This is a genomic window from Corynebacterium sp. MSK008 (assembly GCF_030232585.1).
Classification (GTDB): Bacteria; Actinomycetota; Actinomycetes; order Mycobacteriales; family Mycobacteriaceae; genus Corynebacterium.
Map to the genome: position 1 here is coordinate 85,432 of NZ_JASPJX010000004.1, position 19,086 is coordinate 104,517.

The 19,086-nt window shown below is 65.7% G+C and carries 17 protein-coding genes; 4 read left to right on the plus strand and 13 right to left on the minus strand.

The window, feature by feature from the left end:
* Positions 1 to 4 precede the first annotated feature (4 nt).
* From hpt to dacB, 4 genes are all read right to left on the minus strand, one after another.
* Positions 5 to 604, minus strand: coding sequence for a hypoxanthine phosphoribosyltransferase (gene hpt, locus QP996_RS04505; RefSeq protein ID WP_284871447.1), 600 nt, complete (start codon positions 602 to 604; stop codon positions 5 to 7).
* Positions 605 to 1,144: 540 nt separating this feature from the next.
* Positions 1,145 to 2,035 carry a hypothetical protein gene (locus tag QP996_RS04510; RefSeq protein WP_284871448.1) on the minus strand — a complete coding sequence of 297 codons (891 nt, stop codon included), beginning with the start codon at positions 2,033 to 2,035 and terminating at the stop codon, positions 1,145 to 1,147.
* Positions 2,036 to 2,050: 15 nt separating this feature from the next.
* The gene (gene tilS / locus QP996_RS04515; RefSeq protein WP_284871449.1) at positions 2,051 to 2,947 is read right to left on the minus strand and encodes a tRNA lysidine(34) synthetase TilS; all 897 of its coding nucleotides are present in this window, start codon (positions 2,945 to 2,947) and stop codon (positions 2,051 to 2,053) included.
* Positions 2,947 to 4,200: a D-alanyl-D-alanine carboxypeptidase/D-alanyl-D-alanine endopeptidase gene (gene dacB / locus QP996_RS04520; RefSeq protein WP_284871450.1), complete on the minus strand. Its 1,254-nt coding sequence runs from the start codon at positions 4,198 to 4,200 to the stop codon at positions 2,947 to 2,949. The genes tilS and dacB overlap by 1 nt, the downstream gene beginning before the upstream one ends.
* Positions 4,201 to 4,274: 74 nt before the next feature.
* On the opposite strand from dacB, the gene QP996_RS04525 reads away from it, so the two are divergent.
* Positions 4,275 to 4,808 carry an inorganic diphosphatase gene (locus QP996_RS04525; protein ID WP_284871451.1) on the plus strand — a complete coding sequence of 178 codons (534 nt, stop codon included), beginning with the start codon at positions 4,275 to 4,277 and terminating at the stop codon, positions 4,806 to 4,808.
* A 316-nt stretch (positions 4,809 to 5,124) separates the two neighbouring features.
* Here QP996_RS04525 and QP996_RS04530 read toward each other — a convergent pair whose 3' ends face one another.
* The 4 genes from QP996_RS04530 to QP996_RS04545 all read right to left on the minus strand — a co-directional run bounded on the left by QP996_RS04530 (position 5,125) and on the right by QP996_RS04545 (position 10,152).
* On the minus strand, positions 5,125 to 7,332 hold the full coding sequence (locus QP996_RS04530) for a zinc metalloprotease (protein ID WP_284871452.1): 2,208 nt from the start codon (positions 7,330 to 7,332) through the stop codon (positions 5,125 to 5,127).
* A 30-nt stretch (positions 7,333 to 7,362) separates the two neighbouring features.
* Positions 7,363 to 8,205 carry a hypothetical protein gene (locus QP996_RS04535; RefSeq protein ID WP_284871453.1) on the minus strand — a complete coding sequence of 281 codons (843 nt, stop codon included), beginning with the start codon at positions 8,203 to 8,205 and terminating at the stop codon, positions 7,363 to 7,365.
* A 119-nt stretch (positions 8,206 to 8,324) separates the two neighbouring features.
* Positions 8,325 to 9,278: a hypothetical protein gene (locus tag QP996_RS04540; protein WP_284871454.1), complete on the minus strand. Its 954-nt coding sequence runs from the start codon at positions 9,276 to 9,278 to the stop codon at positions 8,325 to 8,327.
* Between the two features lie 157 nt (positions 9,279 to 9,435).
* The gene (locus QP996_RS04545; RefSeq protein WP_284871455.1) at positions 9,436 to 10,152 is read right to left on the minus strand and encodes a hypothetical protein; all 717 of its coding nucleotides are present in this window, start codon (positions 10,150 to 10,152) and stop codon (positions 9,436 to 9,438) included.
* Here QP996_RS04545 and QP996_RS04550 point away from each other — a divergent pair.
* Both QP996_RS04550 and QP996_RS04555 read left to right on the plus strand, forming a co-directional pair.
* Positions 10,151 to 10,447: a rhodanese-like domain-containing protein gene (locus QP996_RS04550; protein WP_284871456.1), complete on the plus strand. Its 297-nt coding sequence runs from the start codon at positions 10,151 to 10,153 to the stop codon at positions 10,445 to 10,447. The two genes, QP996_RS04545 and QP996_RS04550, sit on opposite strands and share 2 nt — an antisense overlap.
* A 55-nt stretch (positions 10,448 to 10,502) precedes the next feature.
* Positions 10,503 to 10,940 (plus strand): MarR family winged helix-turn-helix transcriptional regulator, encoded by a 438-nt coding sequence (locus QP996_RS04555; protein WP_284871457.1) that lies wholly within the window; start codon positions 10,503 to 10,505, stop codon positions 10,938 to 10,940.
* Between the two features lie 193 nt (positions 10,941 to 11,133).
* On the opposite strand, the gene QP996_RS04560 is transcribed toward QP996_RS04555, so the two are convergent.
* Positions 11,134 to 12,072, minus strand: coding sequence for a putative endonuclease domain-containing protein (locus QP996_RS04560; protein ID WP_284871458.1), 939 nt, complete (start codon positions 12,070 to 12,072; stop codon positions 11,134 to 11,136).
* Positions 12,073 to 12,244: 172 nt separating this feature from the next.
* Here QP996_RS04560 and QP996_RS04565 point away from each other — a divergent pair, with 172 nt between their 5' ends.
* Complete coding sequence (locus QP996_RS04565) at positions 12,245 to 16,042, plus strand: Pls/PosA family non-ribosomal peptide synthetase (RefSeq protein ID WP_284871459.1); 3,798 nt, start codon at positions 12,245 to 12,247, stop codon at positions 16,040 to 16,042.
* 4 nt (positions 16,043 to 16,046) lie between these two features.
* On the opposite strand, the gene QP996_RS04570 is transcribed toward QP996_RS04565, so the two are convergent.
* From QP996_RS04570 to QP996_RS04585, 4 genes are all read right to left on the minus strand, one after another.
* Entirely contained in the window at positions 16,047 to 16,475 is a 429-nt protein-coding gene (locus tag QP996_RS04570; protein WP_284871460.1) for a GNAT family N-acetyltransferase, read from the minus strand.
* 73 nt (positions 16,476 to 16,548) lie between these two features.
* Positions 16,549 to 16,833: a type II toxin-antitoxin system TacA family antitoxin gene (locus tag QP996_RS04575; RefSeq protein WP_284871461.1), complete on the minus strand. Its 285-nt coding sequence runs from the start codon at positions 16,831 to 16,833 to the stop codon at positions 16,549 to 16,551.
* Positions 16,834 to 17,056: 223 nt separating this feature from the next.
* Positions 17,057 to 17,908, minus strand: a complete 852-nt coding sequence (locus QP996_RS04580; RefSeq protein ID WP_284871462.1) for a hypothetical protein — start codon at positions 17,906 to 17,908, stop codon at positions 17,057 to 17,059.
* Positions 17,909 to 18,043: 135 nt separating this feature from the next.
* Entirely contained in the window at positions 18,044 to 18,757 is a 714-nt protein-coding gene (locus QP996_RS04585; RefSeq protein WP_284871463.1) for a sortase family protein, read from the minus strand.
* Between the last annotated feature and the right edge of the window lie 329 nt (positions 18,758 to 19,086).

A 19,086-nucleotide genomic window follows, 5' to 3' on the forward strand; every position in this document is an offset into this window, starting at 1 on the left:
TGTTCTAGTCAGCGTCCGAGTACACGCGCGGGTGCAGCGTGCCCACATACGGCAGGTCCCTGTAACGCTCGGCGTAATCCAGGCCGTAGCCGATGACGAACTCGTTGGGAATATCGAAGCCGATGTCCAGCAGATCAATCTTGGCCGTCTGCACTTCCGGCTTGCGCAGAAGAGTAACGACTTCGAGGCTCTTCGGGTTCCGGTTGCGCAGATTCCGCAGCAGCCAGGACAGGGTCAGGCCGGAGTCGATGATGTCTTCCACCACGAGCACGTCGCGGCCGGCGATCTCCTTGTCCAGGTCTTTCAAGATGCGCACCACGCCGGAGCTCGTGGTGGAGTTGCCGTAGGACGACACGGCCATGAACTCCATCTCCGCCGGGATGGTCAGCTTGCGCGCGAAGTCGGTGAGGAAGAACACCGCACCCTTGAGCACGCACACCAGGATCAGGTCTTCGTCCGAGTCGCGGTACTTCTCCGAGACCATGTCCGCCAGCTCCTGGATGCGCTCCTGGAGCACATCTTCGGGGATCAGAATCGCCTCGACGTCATCGCCGTAGCGGTTCGCAGGGACGTCGAAGTCCTTCTTGTCGAGCAACTCGGTCATGGGCTGGCCCTTCCCTTTCGCGGTCTTAGCGCTTCAGTTTGCGTTTACGTGCGCGTAACTTCCACATCTTGCCACCTGCCAGGCGGTAGGTACAACCATCTGCGGGGTTCGGGTCCCGATCAGTTCAGCCCGGCCTCATCGTCGCTGAGCGCTGCGCCATCGAAGAGCCCGTCGCAGTCTTCTAGGATGCCCCCTTCAATGCCGTGCGCGCTTTGAAACTCACGGAGGTCGCGTACCGTTCGCCAGTTTCCGCTCGTTATTGTCTCGCCCATCCGGCACCTCCCGTGTGTTTACGGAAACCGTAGACACGGCAGGGGTCATTCCACAAGGGCCGATTTTCCGCCCTCGCGCACTACCGCTCGCCCGCCCGCAACAGCGGTCTTCTGTTGCAATCCGCGTAGTTACATGCGATGATTGCCAACAGGATTTCCGAGAGAGACTCCGCTGGTTCATGACCTAGAATTCCACGAAAGAGGGAGACTCGGGTTCGATTCCCGGCCCACGTAAGTGGTGTAGCTCAATGGCAGAGCCCCTCTTTTCTTATATCCACCGTGGAATCGTCCAATACCCACCAGCTACTGCTGCCGTTTGCAACTGAGCTGGCGTGATCTGCACTGGTGCGTAATTGTGACGGACGAACCCTTTCAGTGAACGAGCCCAGCTACTCGAATTTTTGGGCGCATTTGTACCACTCGCAAAATGCTCCACCGCAATCTCCGCCCATTTTTCTGCGGATACTGCGGAACCAAGTGCAGCATTCACGCTTATCGCCAACGATTTGTTAACTCCGAAGCTCAAAACAAGTTCCCCCGAGTTAAGTCGCAGTCCCCCATCGCTCGTCAGGACATTGTTCGGTGAGTGCCCAGCCACTTTCTCCCAGTAACTTTCGGCGTCCGCCGGCAAGGATTGCAAACGGTTCAGCAGAGATGGGGAATACTCACCGTTGCGGTGAATTACTCCATTTCTAATCAGACGTAGGGCGTGGAATAACTCAAGCATTCCCGAAGGACCTGTAAGAGCACCAGTCCCACATGAAGCGGCAAAAACCTCATGCATGTTCGCCATCTTGATTGGCGGATTTAGCTCCCCGTCCGAACCGCGTATCGCTATCCCATCCTGTCGGAGCAGATCCAATGCAGACTTCATGTACGCCTCCTGCAACGCAAGCACATACGGAATCCCGATGCGTGCGAGGTGCGCTTCCGCTTCCTGAAGGTTGCGTTGAGCTACGTCGGACCGAAGGTTGAACCTCTCGATATGACTAACACGGGGAAAAATTTCCCTCAGTGTCTGATCCGACCCCGCCGTGAGGTTGAGTGTATTTGCAGCAAGCTGGGAACCTGCGAGTAATGCCATCATCGCAGTGTTCATATCCTGACGTTGCTGTTTGAATTTCAGGTAATCGGGATACCTGATCTCCCCCTGCGCCATTTCGCCCCCAACTCTTTATGTTTCGGGTCCCAAGATAGCCAGCCGTCCGCCCTCGCGCACTACCGCGCGCCCGCCCGCGACAGCCACGGGCCCCTGCCCATGCCAATCGACGACCAAGGCTTCCACCGCGTCGAGCTGGTCCCCTTGCACCGGAACCCCCTCCTCCAAGAGCCATGCAGCTAATCGACGCCTCCGGATCGGCCCCGCATCTTCCGCCAACTCCGCGCAGGAGGTGGTCGGCGCGAGGTCGGTAAGTGACTCGATCAGTTCCTCGTCCGCCGCGATCCGGTCAGCGGTGGCGGCGATCGCCGGCACGGCATCGCCGCCGAGCAGCTCGCTGAGCAGCGGCAGCACCCGCCTTCGCACCGCCACGCGGCGGAAGGCCGGGTCCGCGTTCATCGGGTCGTGCCACGGCTCGAGCCCGAGCTCCTCGCAGGCGCCGACGGTGTCCGCGCGGCGGATGCCTAGAAACGGCCGGACGACGCGCCCGTTGCGCGGGGCCATGCCGGATGGGTTGCCGCGCAGCGCGCCGAGCAGGAGCGTTTCCGCCTGGTCATCCGCGGTGTGGCCGACCCAGACGTCAACCCCGTACGACAGCAGCGCCTCGTACCTGGCGCTGCGCGCGGCGGCCTCCAGGTTGCCCGGAGTTACATCAACGCCGACGATCTCCGCCGCGAGACCGAAAGCTTGAACCGTTTGCGCTGCCCGCTCGGCCACTGCTGCCGACCCGTCTTGGAGTCCGTGGTCCACCACCACGCAGCGGACATCTTTGTTCTCTGCCGCTGCCGCGGCGGCCAAGGCCAGCGAGTCGGGCCCGCCGGACAGTCCGATGATGGCGGGGCCGTCGAAGGGGCGGAGCGCTCGTCGACAGGCAAGAAAGTGCGGCGAGCGGCGCGGCCAGAACGGCTCCATCAGAACTCGCGCAGCGCGGAGGTGAACTCGTCCATGGCGCGGCGCGCGGCGAGGACGTCGGCGTCGTTGCAGATCAGCGCGAACGTGTAGACGTTGCCGTTCACGCTGGTCACGGTGCCGGCCAGCGACGCCGTGCCGTCGAGCGTGCCGGTCTTCGCGCGCACCCAGCCGCGGCCCGGAAGGTCGCTGTAGCGGTCCAAGAGCGTGCCCTCGCCGGCGGCCACCGGCAGCGCGGAAAGCAGGGGGCGCAGCTCGGGCATGGAGGTGGCGTCGTATAGCACCGCGTCCAAAAGCTTCGGCGCGATGAGATTGTCCGCGGACAGCCCGGAGTTGTCGCGCAGCACGAGCCCGGCGGTGTTGAAGCCGCGCTCCTCCAGCACGCTCAGGGTCGCCCCCGGCGCGTCCGTGGTGCCGCGCGCCAGCGCCACTTCGCGACCGATGGCCTCGGCGTAGACGTTGTCGGAGTTCTTCATCATCAGCTCGAGGCGCTCCACCAGCGTCGGCGACTCCACTGCGGCAACAACCTCGCCGTCACCTTCGCCTAAAGCGACGTTTTGCGCGCCGACGCGCTCCGCCAGCGCCTGCGCCACCTCGAGCGCCGGGGCGTGGGAACGGGCCACGTCGCCGGAGGTCTCGCCGCCCAAGCGCCCACCGGAAAGCATCGCCGGCTGCAGGGGGGCGACGAACCCGCCGTCGATGTCTAGCGGGTCCCAGCCCGGCATCAGCTCCGGCATACCTTCCCACGCGGAGGTGTCGACGAGCACCGTGTCGGCTTCGCCCACCTGCTCCGCCAGCTCGTCCATGGCCTCGGCGTTCAGCCACACGTCGCCGGCTGCCTTGATCACCACTTCCCCCGGGTTCGCGCCGCGCACCACCTCGGTGGTGATGCGGTCCTGCGCGCCCAGGCTGAGCAGTGCCGCCGACGCGGTGAGCACCTTCGTCACGCTCGCCGGCTTCAGCGCTTCGTCGGAGGCGCGGTCGAACACCGCCTCGCCGCTGCTCGCCTGCGTGACGTGGCCGTGGATTACGCCCAGGTCAGGGTTGTCGGCAAGTGTTGCCAGGGTGGTTCTCAGCGAAGTGTCGTCGATAGGCGAAGGCTCCGCGGGCTCCAACGCGGTCGGGGCCGACTGCAGCTGGTACGGCGGCGCGTGCGTGATATCGGAGAGCTGCTCGTGCGCCGCGATGCCGAAGCCCGCGACACCGCCGACCGCAGCGAGCGCGACGGCGCCTGCGACCCAAGTCCATACCTTCATCGGCCAAAATGGTAGCCGAAGTATGATGGCGTGCGGACATTCACCAAATTCAGGCACCGAACAAAGGAGAAGTAATGGCTATCGAGGTCATCATCGAGATCCCCAAGGGCTCCCGCAACAAGTACGAGGTCGACCACGAGACCGGTCGCGTCTTCCTCGACCGCTACCTGTTCACCCCGATGGCGTACCCGGCGGACTACGGCTTCATCGACAACACCCTTGCCGACGACGGCGACCCGCTCGACGCCCTCGTGATCACCCCGGAGCCCGTCTTCCCGGGTGTCACCGTGATCGCGCGCCCGATCGGCGTGTTCAAGATGACCGACGAGGCCGGCGGCGACGACAAGCTGCTCTGCGTCATCGACGACGTGCGCTACGAGAACTACCAGGACATCTCCGACGTCTCCGACTTTGTCAAGGACGAGATCGAGCACTTCTTCGTGCACTACAAGGACCTGGAGCCGAACAAGGAAGTAACCGGCTCCGGCTGGGGGGACAAGGCTGAGGCCGAGGCGATCCTGCAGGCAGCTTTGGACGAGTTCAAGCGCGTGGGCGACAACTCCCGCGAGGGCCTCGAGGCCGAGAAGGAAGCCAAGACCGTCAACTAACTTGCCTATCGACGGCTAAAGCCGGGCCCGCTCTCATGCGCTGGCCCGGCTTTTGCTTTGGGCGGGCGCGGGGGCCGTGTGGGCTGCGTGGTTCGCCCGCGTCTCGGCTGTCCGTGCCCGCGTCTCCGAATCTGCTAGTTCACCCTGAGGCCCAACTAGCAGATCAAGTGTCCAACTTTCCGTCTTCCCAGGTGGTGTTGAAAAAGCTTTCCGGTAACGGCTTGATCTGCTAGTTCGCCGCGGGACCAGACCCGGACGAACTAGCAGATCAGCGTTGCCCCGCACGGCGGTCCGCTGTACGCCCCTGCACTTCTGCTTAGATCAAGCCGTTCATGTACGCCCAGCCGGCAGCACCCAAAGCGGCGAGGAGCACCACGACAATCGGGATGACAATCCCGGCGACGGAAGAGCCACCAGCACCCTGCGCGTCGTCTTCGCGCTCTTTCCCGGATTCTCCCGCCAGGTTGGCGTCGACACGCACAGTGGTCGTGGCGCGCGGGTTCTCAACTGCAGTGCTCGGGGCCGGCAGCTGCGACGTAGGTTCCGGCACCCGATGCGTCGATGTGGAAGTCGTCGTCTCTGAACGCTGTGCGGTGGGTGAGGTTTCCTCTCGTCGCGTTGTGGCGGTCGGCCACGCCTGGATCGTCGTCGCCTTGTGCTCGCCGGTAATGACAACTTCGTGCCGCTCCGACGTGGTCGTCACGGAAGTGGTCGCCGCCGGCGGCGGGCTCGTCGGATTCGCATCTTTCGACGCAACCGTAGTCAGTTTCGAAGACGTCGCAGTTGCCGAGGTTGCAGTTGGTCGGCCCTGCTTGGTTGTCGCTTCAGCCGCATCCGTCTCAGACGCCGACGAGAATGCCCCAGTCGTGGAAGCGACGGCGGAAGTCGGCGTGGCCGTGGCCCGGCGCTCCGTAGTCGCCGGCGCGGTCGTCTTCGCAGACGAAGTTGTAATCGGCGGGACAGTCGATGTCACGGACGACGGTGTCGCCTCAGAGATGGAAGTCGGCGTGGCCGCCTCGGAGGTGGTCGAGGACACAGTAGTCGCCGCGGTGGTCGACGTGATGGTCGGAGCGACCTTCGTGGTCGACGTGGTCGTCACCCGACGCTCCGTGGTCTTCGCCGGCGTGGTCCGCTCCGTCGCCTCCGCCGGCGTAGTTGTCGATGCCTTCGCAGCCGAAGTAGTAGTCGGCGGGACAGTCGATGTCACGGACGACGGTGCCACCTCAGAGGTGGAAGTTGGTATCGCCGTATCCTCCGACGTAGCCGCTACTGGTGCGGACGTCGCGGAGGTGGCCACCGGCTCCTCTGTGGCAGTCGGGGTCGCAGGCTGCCCGGGGGAGGTGGTGTCATCGACGGTGGTCTCGACAGGCGAAGCGGCTGAGGTCACAGACGTCGCCGGACTCGTAGCGGTAGTCGGGCTGACTGTTGTCGTCGGCGGAAGCGCCTCGTCCGGGTGAGCTGCTATGTACTCGCGACGGTTCTCACTCGCCTGGCCGTACCGCTGAAGTGCTGTCTCGAATTGCTTTGTCGCCTCTTCAATCCCAATGCCCGACGCCTCCGCCTGGTGTTTGGCTTGCAGAGCTGCCAGATACTCGCCCTGCGCTTGCTGGAACATGTCTTCAGCCTCACGGAGCGAAGTGGGCTTCGGAAGGATCGCGTCGGTCTGAGACGTCGGCTCGGGAGTGGGGGCGAACGTGGCCGTCGGCTCCGGCTCGGGGGCGGGGTCGGACGTGGTCGTCGTCGGCTCCGGCTCGGGAGTGGGGGCGAACGTGGCCGTCGTCTCCGGCTCGGGAGTGGGCTCGACAGACGTGGAGGTCGTCGGTTCCGGAATCTGGGTCGGCTCGTCCTCGACTACCTCGGTAGTCGTCTCCGGCGACGGTGAAGGCGCGGCCGGCGGGGTGGTCGTAGTCAACGGGCGCCCGCCGTACTGCTTGAGGTCGTTGGCCTGGATGAGCACTTGTACGTCGAGAGGCTGCAGCGTCTTGGCAACCTTGCCTCGGTTGGAGCCGTCCTTCATCAGCGCGCCGTCGCAGGAGTGCGCCAGGCCCATGGCGTGGCCGAGCTCATGGGTGATCGTCATGACCAGGCTTTCGATGTAGCCGTTGCGCAAAATATCCGGATTGAGCAAAAGCTCCATATTGTCCACGCTGCCCTGCACACGGCCGACCACGTAGCTGCCCAGGTTGGCCTCACGCACCGTGACCACCTTGTATCCCGGCTGGTTCACGTACTCGAAACGGATCAGCCCACCGGTCCCGCTCGACCACTGATCAGTGGCTTGGGTGATGTAGGGCTTGTACTTGTCCGGCGCGTAAATGCGCACCAGGTTGCCGTCGATGGCGTTGTACTGGGGCCCGAACACGAAGTTGCCGATGTTGGGGATCGGCTGGCCCAGCTTCGCCGCGGCGGTGGCGGCCTTGCACTCGCGGCCGACGGGGTCCACGGCCGCTTCCGCCGGTGCCGCCACGACCCCGAGGGTCACTGCGGTGGCACAGGTGGCGGCCAGGAGATGTCTATAATTCACGAGGCTAGAGACTACCCCAGCCCGCGGTTTCTAAACCAGCCGGCGACGGGCAAACGCGAAGAATCCCGCACCCAGTGCGCTTGCCAGCACCAGCGCAAACAGCGCGCGGGCCACGGTGTTGGACCCGGTCTCCGCCTCCAAGCCACGGGCAGGTGCGGCGTACGGGTTCGCAATTTGCTTATCGACGACAGCTTCGCCCGCCGCACGCGCCGCCTCAAGACCCTGGCGCCCGATCTCACCCGCGTTGGCCTGGATCATCGCCTCGGATTCCGCAGCCTCCTCCGGGGTGACATCCGCGTTGACGCGGGTGATGTCGGCGACGAAGGTGTGCCCGTCCTTGTTCAGGAAGAACGTCTCGCCGTTCAGCGTGAGCACCGGCGGGAACTTCACCAGCCCGTGAGCGACGGGGTCACCGCTGGCCGGGTTGACGTCCTCGGCACCGAGCGGCTGCTCTGCCGCGTTTTCCGGGGACGGTGCTTCGACGGAAGCTTCGGCTGGGGCTTCGGCGGGTGTCTCGGTAGCTTCCGGGTCGGTCGGCACCGGCTCGCCAGTCGGCTGGTCGGCGGGTTGGTCCCGGATCACGCCGGAACCGATCAGCCCGGCGACAGCGGCGTCCGCCACGGCGACCGCGCGCTCCTGCTGGCCGCTATCCAGCTGCGCGTACGGCTTCGCCGCCTCTTGGAGCGTGCGCACGTAGTGGGAGCCTTCCTCGTTAAGGAAGTACTGCTCGCCGCGCACGTCGGCGGTTTCGGCCGGCAGATCCTGGGCGGCATCTTGGGCGCTCGCGACAGGTGCTGCGATCAGGGCGGCGGCAGCGACTGCGGCCGCGGCGGTCGCGCGGGCGGGACGGTGGCTCACGGACGTGGGGGTCATGACAGTCTCCTCGGGGAAGTCTCAAGCGTTGGTTGAGAGTTTACACGCTTCCGCCCCAGTTTTCACTACAGTCACATCTGTTTGTGCAAACCAGACCTCAAGCGCAGAAGGGACCCGGCCTAGACCAGGAAACGACGGCCTGCCAGGAAGGCGGCGGTGCCCAGCACGGATGCGATCACCAGCGCAAAGAGGGTGCGCGCGACGGTGTTGGAGCCGGTCTCAGCCTCGACACCGCGGTTAGCGGCCGCGGCGACCTGCTGCGCGGCGATCTCATCGGCGTGCTCAGCGCGGAGCTGATCGGACTTCGCCTTCTCCTCCGGGGTCGGCTGCTGGTCCACGCGGTCAGAGGAACCAACGAGGGTCTCGCCGTCCTGGTTGAGGAAGTAGGTCACGCCGGCGATGACAATCGGGACGCCGATCGCGGCGGCGGCGATCGCTGCGATTGCACCCGGGGAAAGTTCAGCCTGCACCTCACCCTCCGGGGCGGCCGCTGCACCCTCGGTGAAGACGCAGTCCTTTTGCACCGACTCGATAGTGCGCACCTTTGCATCTGCCGGCAGCTCGGCGACATCCGTCAGCGCCTTATCGCCGACATAGGCCTTGCCGTCCTTGGTCAGGTACCAGGTTTCCTCGCCGCACTTCGCCTCCGCGACGCGGCCGGCAGTGACCGCGCGGGTGTCGGTAACGCCGTTGACCGCGGCGTCGACGTTGGCAGCCTCATCGCCCTCGACGGTAATTTCCACATCGGCCGGCAGATCCTCGAGGGAGGCGGCCGGGGCCGGGTTGGCGTCCACGTTCACGCCGCCGTCGAAGGTAAAGGAGCCGTCCGCGTTGCGCACGAACGTCGGCGCCTCCGCGAGATCTGCCGGGGTAGCAGGCAGTTCGGACTTGACGTACTCCTCGCCGATGAGGCGGTAGTAGTTGCCCGCTTCGTCTGCGAATGCCTCGGGCAGGCCCTGCTCGACCCAGCCGGCGAGCTGGTCCTGATCGATGGCGTGTGCGGCGGGGGTGGCGGAGAACGCGATCGCGCCAGCCATGGTGGCAGCGGTCAGCGTGCGGATGGTGCGCTTCATTGGGGGGGCTCCTATCGAGAAAGTCTCAACCTCAAGTCGAAGGTTATGTCACAACAGTAAACACGTTTCACACGAGTCTCAACTAAAACTTCAGACTTTTTGGGCAATCCCTGAAAACGCGCAGGTCAACGCCCGCAAAAAGACGTAAATATCTTGACTACCGCGGCTCGAAGGCCATCTCGACCTCGTCGTCGGTCGCTGTTCCAGCCAGCTGCCAGCCCACCACGGCGTTGCGCACACTGTCTGCCAGCAGGTTTGCCGGCTGGATGCAGGAAATAGTCAGCAGCCGGCCGGGCATCGGCCCCATCCCCCAAATCTCCGCGTTGCTCGCCAGCGCGCCCTTGTCCGGGTCATGCAGGTCGGTCGCGGTGTATTTCAGCCAGTCGTCGCCCGAGGTTTCCGTGCGTACGAACAGCGTGTCGCCGGTGGCTACGGTGTGGCGTTCGGCTTTGCCGTCGTAAAGCTTGTTAAACACCGCGTCCACACCCGCGCCCGTATGCCCCGCCACGACCACAATGTCGCCGGCGTCCGTGCCCGGCAGCTCGTATGGGTAGCCCTCCCCCGTCAGCGCGCACGCCTTATCCATGCTCTTCGGGTCGATCTTGCCATCCACCACGCGGCAATCCGCCTGCTCAAAACCGGCGCGAAGGCCCAGCACCGGCACCACCATCTCCACCGGCCGCCCCTGCGCGATCGAGGCAGCAGCTTGTCGACGAGGCTCCGCCGACACCGACGTCTCTGGTGCTGCCACTGGGGGGTCCGAAGGTTCGTCGTGAAGCAGAGCCTTGAAACCCGCACGCACAAGAAGGAACAGAATCAGCAGTGCGGCAATGCGGCGGACGTGGTACTTCACGACGGTTATCATACGAGCCATGAAGGAAGTCTCAGTAGATAAAGTCCCCGCAGGCGCGCAGCTCATCGACGTCCGCGAGCCCGGCGAATACGCCGCCGTCCGCGCCGACGGCGCCGTGAACATCCCCCTGTCCGAGTTCGTCGCACGCACCGACGAAATCGACCCAGAGCAGGACATTTACCTGATCTGCAAGTCCGGCGGGCGCAGCGCGCAGGCCGGCGAATACCTGGAGCAGGCCCGCGGCTGGGACAACGTCATCAACGTCGCCGGCGGCACCACCGCTTGGGTCGAGCAGGGGCTGCCCCACCAGAATTAGGCGGTCTTAGGCGTTCCCCATTGTTGGTCGCGGAAACGTAGTTATGATGAGGGGCATGTCCGCCCTCCCCGAACTGCCGTCCGCACTGGCCAAGTCCCCCCACTTCCAGGTCGAGCGCGTGCGCAGACACACCAAAGACGAGGTTGAGCGCACCCTGGCCAAACACACCTCCACCATGCGCGAGTACTGGATCCTCACGTGCGTGGACGGGGAGCCGATGAGCCAGCGCCAGCTCTCCGAGCTACTCGCCATCGACGCCTCCGACATGGTCCGCCTCATCGACAACCTGGAAAACAACAACTGGGTCACCCGCGAACGCGACCCGAAGGACCGCCGCCGCCAGATCGTCGCCGCCACCAAGAAAGGCACCAAGGCGCTGGCGAAACTCGCCGCGGATGTGGCCGAGGCGGAGGACCGCGCACTCGAGGCGTCCTCCGATAAGCAGCTGAAGAGCCTGCGCAAGCTCTCCCAGGCCCTCGCGGCGGAGGAATAAGGCGCGGGCAGGGTTTCCGCTTCCGTGGTGACTGTTTTCCGCGCCTCGCCGCTCCTTTTCCGCGGATCCAGCTAGTAGGACCCAGCTATCTCGCTCTGAGAGGCGATTAGCTGGGTCCTACTAGCTGGATCTAGCTTTGGCCGGGCGGGCGCGGGGTGAATTCGGCGGGTTCGGCGGGTTGGGCGGTCACGCGCTACGGGCGGTACGGGGTCGCCGGCACCGAAACCGCGCCGCGCATGTCCGCCCTCGCCTTGGCTGCGTAGAGCCGGCGGATGCAGCCGGCCTCGTCGAAAATGATCTCGACGGGAAACAGGTGCAGCACCTCGTAGCCCTGCTCTTTTAGCCAGTTTTCCCGCCGGGTCATCTTCATGACCTCCTCGTGCGGCATGTCCTCGAACTTCATGTACCCGTCGATCTCGATGATGAGGGTGCCCCACAGCAGGTCAACCCGGAAACGCCTGCCCACCCACATCTGCTCTTGCGGCTGAATCCCCAGCTCGATGAGGACGATGCGGAACAGCGACTCGTACGGAGATTCCGACTTTGTCGAGCTCAGCTCGAGCGCCCGGCGCGCCAGGCCCACCCCTTTCTTCCCCGCCAACCGGTCGATGGTGGCCGCCAGTTCGAGCTGAATCGTCTCCTGCCCAAACGGGGTCTGTGCGCGATACAGGCTGTCCATCGCCACAACCGCGTCGCGTACTCCGTGGAACCGGGCGATGTCGATGGCGGTGCGAGGGGCCGTCGTTAGGCGAAGGCTCCCACCGCCACCCGCGGGGTCGAACGCATCGTGCTCGAGGATGTCCATGTCCGGAACGGGGATGTTGCGGTAGATCACCCCGTCGGGCCATTGGCTTTTCGACGGCGGCCGGCCCCCTCGCTGCGCCAGCTCCACAAGCTCCGGGTTCTTGATCAGCACCCCGAGTCCGAGCGCCCGCGCCGCGGACCGGCCGATCAGCACCGCCTTGTGCGCGCTCACCCCGACTGCGTAGCAGCGCAGGAATTCCTGCTCGTAGCGCTTCAGCTCTGCCCACTTCGCGGCAGGAACAAACTTCGTCGCTGAGAGCTGCACGCACTCTTGGCGCTCCACGTCCCCGCGTGCCACGAGCAGCGCGGCAAGTTTTGCCTGATCCATTAGTCCCCCCGTTTTTCTTTTGCCTCCCCCGAGACTGGTGTTGACAGTAGCAGCATGCGCGAAACCTCGCAGCGCTTCCGCGGATCCAGCTACGCCAACAACGTGGGCGACCGCAAATAGTTGGCGTTTCCCACGATTTGCGGATTTTCGGCGCGCCATTAGCCTTATCCGCATGTCTCAGGCCGACAATCCCCTCCTCCGCAGCCACCTCGCCCCGCCCGAACGCACACTTATCGACGTCCTCACGGCCACCGCCGCCGAGCACCCCGATGCCGCCGCGATCGACGACGGCGGCGCGAACTCCGCCGACGACGGCGTGCTCACCTACGCCGAACTGGTGGAGGAGATCGAGCGTCGTGCTGCCGAGATGCGCAGGATGGGCGTGCGTGATGGGGGTCGCGTGGGGGTGCGGATGACGTCGGGAAGCAGGGAGCTCTACCTTGCAATCCTGTCCACGATGCGCGCGGGCTGCGCGTACGTGCCGGTGGATGCGGACGACCCGGACGAGCGCGCGGAGACCGTCTTCGGCGAGGCGGACGTGGACGCGATCTGGACCGACGACGGCCTGCGGGTGCTCAAGCCTGTGCAAGACTCGGACGAGTTGGGTGAGGTCACCCCGGACCACGACTGCTGGATCATCTTCACCTCCGGCTCCACCGGCAAGCCGAAGGGCGTGGCGGTGACGCACCGCTCCGCGGCCGCGTTCGTGGACGCGGAGGCGCGCCTGTTTTGCCAGGACAATCCGCTCGGCCCGGACGACCGTGTGCTGGCCGGCCTGTCTGTGGCGTTCGACGCGTCGTGCGAGGAGATGTGGCTAGCCTGGGGCCACGGCGCGTGTTTGGTGCCGGCGCCGCGCGCGCTGGTGCGCTCCGGCCAGGACTTGGGCCCGTGGCTGATCCGCCGCGACATCACCGTCGTGTCCACGGTGCCGACCCTGGCTGGCCTGTGGCCGAAGGAGGCGCTGGACAACATCCGCCTGCTCATCGTGGGCGGCGAGGCTTGCTCGCAGGAGCTGACCGACCGTCTGGCGGAGGGCCGCGAGATGTGGAATACCTACGGCCCCACCGAGGCGACCGTCGTGGCCAGCGCGAAGCAGCTGTTCCCGGGCGAGGCGGTGACCATCGGCTGGCCGCTGGACGGCTGGGATTTGGCTGTGGCCGACGACGGAGAGCTGATCATCGGCGGCGTCGGCCTGGCCCGCTACCTGGACCCGGAGAAGGACGCGGAGAAGTACGCACCGATGGGCGACTGGGAGCGCGCCTACCGCACCGGCGACCACGTCAAGCTCACGGACAACGGGCTGGCGTTCATCGGCCGCGCCGACGACCAGGTCAAGATCGGCGGCCGCCGCATTGAGCTGGGCGAGGTGGAGGCCAACGTCGCGGCGCTCGAGGGCGTGTACAACTCGGCCGTCGCGGTACAGACCCTGCCGTCGGGCGACAAGGTGCTGGTGGGCTACGTCTCCCCCAACGAAGGCACTGAGCTGGACGTGCCGCAGATGCGCGAACGCCTCGCCGAGGTCATGCCGGCGGCGCTGGTGCCGCGCCTGCACATCATGGACGAGCTGCCCATCCGCACCTCCGGCAAGGTGGACAAGAAGGCCCTGCCGTGGCCGCTGCCCGCCAGCGTCGACGCGGTCGGACTGACCGAGACGGAGACGTGGGTGGCCGAGCAGTGGGTCGAGGTCCTCGGCCTGGACGTGCCGGGCCGCGACGCGGACTTCTTCGAGCTCGGCGGCTCGTCGCTCGCGGCCGCCGCACTGATCACGCGCCTGCGCGAGCGTGTGCCCACCATCGCGGTGCGCGATCTCTACGACCACCCCAGGCTGGAAACGCTTGCCTCGCTTATCGACGAGCTCACGCTCTCCAACCGCACCGCCAAGCGCGAACGCGAAGTAGAGCCCGTCGGCGCCGGCACCCGCGTGGCGCAGACCTTGGCGATGATCCCGGTGATGACCCTGAAGGCCGCCACGGCGGTGACCTGGGTGGCGATTGCGGCGAACCTGCTGGGCCTGACCGAGCTGAGCTGGTCCTGGCTGGCCGCCGCGTTCGTGGTGCTGTGCACCCCGTTCGGTCGCATCCCCATCGGCGCGCTGGGCGCCCGCGCAATCCGCGGCCGCGTGAAGCCCGGCGTGTACACACGAGGAGGAGCGCAGCACGTGCGGCTGTGGGCGGCGGAACGGTGGCTGGCGGCCTCCGGCGCGCTGAACATCTCCAGCGCCAACGCCGCGAAGATCACCGCGCGCATGTTGGGCTCGACAATCGGCAAGGGCGTGGACATGCACGCCTTCGCCCCGGTCACTGGCCTGCTTTCCATCGGCGAGGGCTCCGCCATCGAACCGGAGGTGGACCTGTCGGGCGTGTGGCTCGACGGCGACGAGCTGCACGTCGGCGAGGTGACGATCGGCGCGGAGGCCCGCGTCGGCGCGCGCTCCACGCTCATGCCCGGCACCGAGATCCGCGACGGCGCGCACGTGGAGGCCGGCTCCACCGTCACCGGCCGCAAGCCCGTGAAGAAGGGCTCGCGCTGGGCGGGTTCGCCCGCCCGCAAGGTGGGCCGTTCCAAGCACCGCTTCCCCAACGAGCGCCCGCCGCGCCGCCCGCTGTGGGCGCTGGGGTACGGCCTGACCTCGCTGTTCCTCGCGCTGCTGCCGGCCGCTGCCGGTGTCGCCGGCGCGGTCGCGACGGTGGGTCTGGCGCGCCTGGCGCATACCTCGTCGGTGTGGGGCCTGCTCGTGTTCGCCCCGGTCGGCGGGCTGGTCTACATCGGTTGCGGTTTGCTGTTGACGTGGCTGGCCGTGAGGGTGGCGTCGATAGGCGTGAAGCCCGGCGTGTTCCCGGTGCGCAGCGTGCATGGCTGGGCGCTGTGGACCGTGACCAGGCTTATGGACGACGCCCGCACCCGCTACTTCCCCATCTACGCAGGCCTGGCCACCCCGGTGTGGCTGCGCTCGCTGGGCGCGCAGATCGGCGAGCGCGCCGAGGTGTCCACCGCCGTGATGGTGCCGAAGCTCACCGAGGTGCGCGACGGGGCATTCCTTGCCGACGACACGATGGTCGGCACCTACGAACTCGGCGACGGCTGGATCCGCACCGACCACACCGTGGTGGGCAAACGCTCCTTTGTGGGCAACTCCGGCATGGTCGCGCCCGGCCGCAAGCTGGCGAAACAGTCGCTGGTGGCGGTGCTGTCCGCATCCCCGAAGAAGTCCAAGGCGGGGTCGAACTGGTGGGGCTCGCCGCCGGAGCGCATGCGCCGCGTCGAGGTGGAGGCCGCCGGCGAGGCGACCTACAAGCCGTCCGCGTCGCTCATGCGCAAGCGCGGCGTGGTGGAGACGCTGCGCCTGCTCGCGCCCATCACGCAGGCCGTGCTGGCCGCGGTGTTCGCCGCTGCTGTGGTGACGCTGCTGGAGCGCTTCGGCTTCTGGACGTACCTCCTCGGCGGCCTGGTGTGGATGGCCGTGGGTGTGCTGGCCGTGCTGTCTGCCGTGGTGGCGAAGTGGGTGCTGGTCGGGCGGCACAAGGCCGGCGAGCACCCGCTGTACTCCTGGTTCGTCTGGCTCAACGAGCTGCAGGACCAGTTCGTCGAAGTCGTCGCCGCGCCGTGGTTCTTCAACTGGGCCTCCGGCTCCGGCGAGATGAACCTGGCGCTGCGCGCGCTGGGCGTGCGCGTGGGCCGCGGCGCGTGGATCGAGTCCTACTGGTTCCCGGAGACCGACCTGTGCGTAGTCGGCCGCGGCGCGTCGGTCGGCCCGGGCACAGTGGTGCAGACGCACCTGTTCCAGGACCGCGTGATGTCCCTGGACACGGTGTCCATCCAGGATTCAGCCACCTTGGCCGCGCACTCGGTGTCCCTGCCGGGGTCCGCGATCGGCGCCGGCGCGACGGTGGGCCCGGGCTCACTGGTCATGCGTGGCGACGAGGTGCCGGCCATGACCGTGTGGCAGGGCAACCCCGTGGAGCCGCAGTAGGGGTTTACGGCGCTGCGATCTGCTCGATCCCCTTCATCGGAAGCAGCAGATGCAGCGGCTCCCCCGGCATTTCCTGAAAATCTGCGTGGCGGAGGTAGAAATCCTTAGCCTGTTGATCCAACGCGTGGACCAGGACGGCCGCCGCCCCAACCTCCGCAGCAGCCGTGAAACATCGCGCTAAAGCATCGCGCAGCATCGCTCTGCCAACGCCTTTGCCCTGCGCATTCACGTCCACAGCCAGCCGAGCAAGAATGATTACGGGAATCGGGTCCGGCCGACCTTTTGCGAAGCTGTCCGGCGCGGCCCCTTTTTCCAAACCCCCGGTACAGATCGCGTAATAGTCGGCGACCCGCTCGTTCCACGTCGACACATACACGGCGCAGTTTTTCGCACGCTGGTTTTGTAGTGCATACCGGTGGAACCACAAGTCCAAGGAAGCGATTCCACACCGAAACGACGCCCGGTCATCGCTTTTCACCAATTGCCGTGGCGGCTGAAGGACACGGTCAGTCGCCAAAGCTGAATTCCTTCCCAAATGGGCTTTCACCCGCAAACAGCTCAGCCAATTTCCTAAAGTCTGCTGGCCGCTCTAGAAGTTTTTCTACGTGCGAGAAGTTCTCTTCACTCAGAACGAACCAGCGCTGATCAGCGAGCACCATTTCAGCTCGCTCAACCGCACTCTCCAGAACAAACTCCGAGACTGACTTATTAGTCGCCTCCGCAGCCTGCCTGAGCCGGTCATCTTGTAGCGCCGTGGTCCGAAGATTCAACCGGCGGTCTTTCACTGTCATTTTGACTCTCCCCTCGATCTTGTACGCACATTGTACACACACTAGACCTCCGCACAACCCGATCCGGCTTTTCGAGTGGAGCATTTCGAAAACCACCAGTTTTGGTGCCATTTTCGAAATGCTCCATTCGAACTCTTGCGGGACGGAACAAGCGAAGGCCCCGCCTTGCGACGAATCGCAAAGCGGGGCCGACGAGTTCAGAGCGCTTCAGCGCTATAGAGCATTAGACCGTCTCGCCGCGGCTGAAGGCGTACCCTGCAGCGCCAACGATGGACAGGATCAGCAGCGCGACAAGACCAGCGGGCAGCTCCGCGACACCGGTGGAAGCGTTCATGCCGCGCTCGCCGTTCGCGGCAGCGTTGCCGGTGCCGTTCGCTGCGGCGCCGGCGCCAGCGTTGCCGGCGCCCGGGACGCCGCCGTTGGCCTCGACCTGCTTGGCGATCTCCTCGCCGTGGTCCTTCTTCACCTGGTCGGACTCGGCCTTCTCCTCCGGGGAGGCCGGCTGGTCCACGCGGTTCGGGTCCTTGACCAGGTCGCCGTCCTTGTTCACGAAGTACTGCACACCGGCGATGATCAGGCCCAGGCCGGCGAGTGCACCAAGGGAGCCGAGCACGATCGCGGTGGTGTTCGGGCCGGTGGTCGGCGTGGCGGTACCGGTCGCCGTCGCCGTATTGGTTGCCGTGGCCGTCGCGGTTGCGGTTGCCGTGGCAGTGCCAGTTGCGGTTTCAGTCTCGGTTGCGGTCGGGGATTCGGGAGCGCCGGAGCCTTCCGGGGCCGGCTGCTCCTTCGTGTCCAGGGAGTTCAACGCGGCCGGCTCCGAGCCCTCCGGGGCACCCGGAAGCAGCTGGTCGTTCGGGTTTTCTGGGGCGTTGCCGGTCACCTGCGTGGCGCCGTCGCCAGAGCCGGTGCCGTCGCCGAAGATGCTCTCGTCCGCATCGTTCGGGCTATCGGTGGCCTGCTGCACGCCGTCGTCGAGCTTCGGCGCGTTGGTCTCTTGGGCACCCGCGGTCGGGATTACGCCAGCGCCAAGTGCCGCGGCGGTCGTCAGTGCGATTGCAGTCTTGTTCAAACGCATTGTCTGCTCCTTCACTTTCGGTTGTTCATCCCACCCACCTAGTGCATCGGCCAGGTGGCGGGGTCACGTTACAACCGGGTCCTCCACGCCCCTGTCAGAACGGTACGAAATACCCGCACAACGGGGCCGAAAAAACTATGCCCGGGGGATGGCTGGGGCGGGCTCCGCGGAGCCGTCGATAGGCCCGGCGACACCTGCAAACTGCCAGCCCACAACCGCATTTCGCACCGACTGCTGGTAGAACGGCGGCTGGATGCAACTGATTGTCAGCAACCTGCCAGGGGTGGGGCCTTCACCCCAGATGGAGGTGTCGCTACTGAGTGACGCTTTCACCGGGTCGTGGAAATCCGTCGCCGTGTATTTCAGCCACGCCTCGCCGGAGGCTTCGGTGCGCAGGTACAGCACGTCGCCGGCGCGGACGGTGTGGTGGTCGGCGGAGCCGTCGTAAAGCTTGTCGAAGACTGCCTCCACCCCGGAACCCGTATGCCCCGCGATGACCACAATGTCCTCGGCCTGCGAGCCCGGCAACGCATACGGGCGGTCGGGTGAGGTGTACGCGCACGCGAGGTCCAGCGTCGCCGGGTCGATGGTGCCGTCGTGCGCGCGGCAATCGTTCGGCTCGAAGCCCGCGACCAGGCCAATCGCAGGGACGTACATCTCCACCGGGCGGCTGTCCGCAATGTACGGCGCCTCCTGCTGCGGCGCCGGCGCGGGAGCCTCGGCGGCGGGCGGCTCGGGCGCGGGCTCGTCGGTGGGCTGGTCGTTGCCGGACCACCACAGGTATACGAGGGCCAGCAGCGTGACGACGACCAAAGGTCCAATCACGGACCGCCCAGAATGTGATGCCACGGCGTACTCCTTCCCAGTTCGATGACGCGATAGTAGTCCCGGGACTGTTCGACGGGTTTGGGCGGGGCACAAGACTATTCGGTGGCTTAGAAGTTTTACGACGGGAGCATCGACTTCAAAGGATCTGGAACTCCAATTTCACCTTGGGGGCGCAGTCTCCGGATCTCTTTCAGGGCCTCGCCCCAATGCGTCTGATCAAGGGGCATCCAATTCTCAAACTCGGACAGGTACGAGCTCGAGAGAATCTTGTTTACCCCAGCGCGTTCAGATTTTGTCAGCTCTCGTTTCGCCTCAGTTCGATGCGCGCACGCGAGCTGCTGCACCCACAG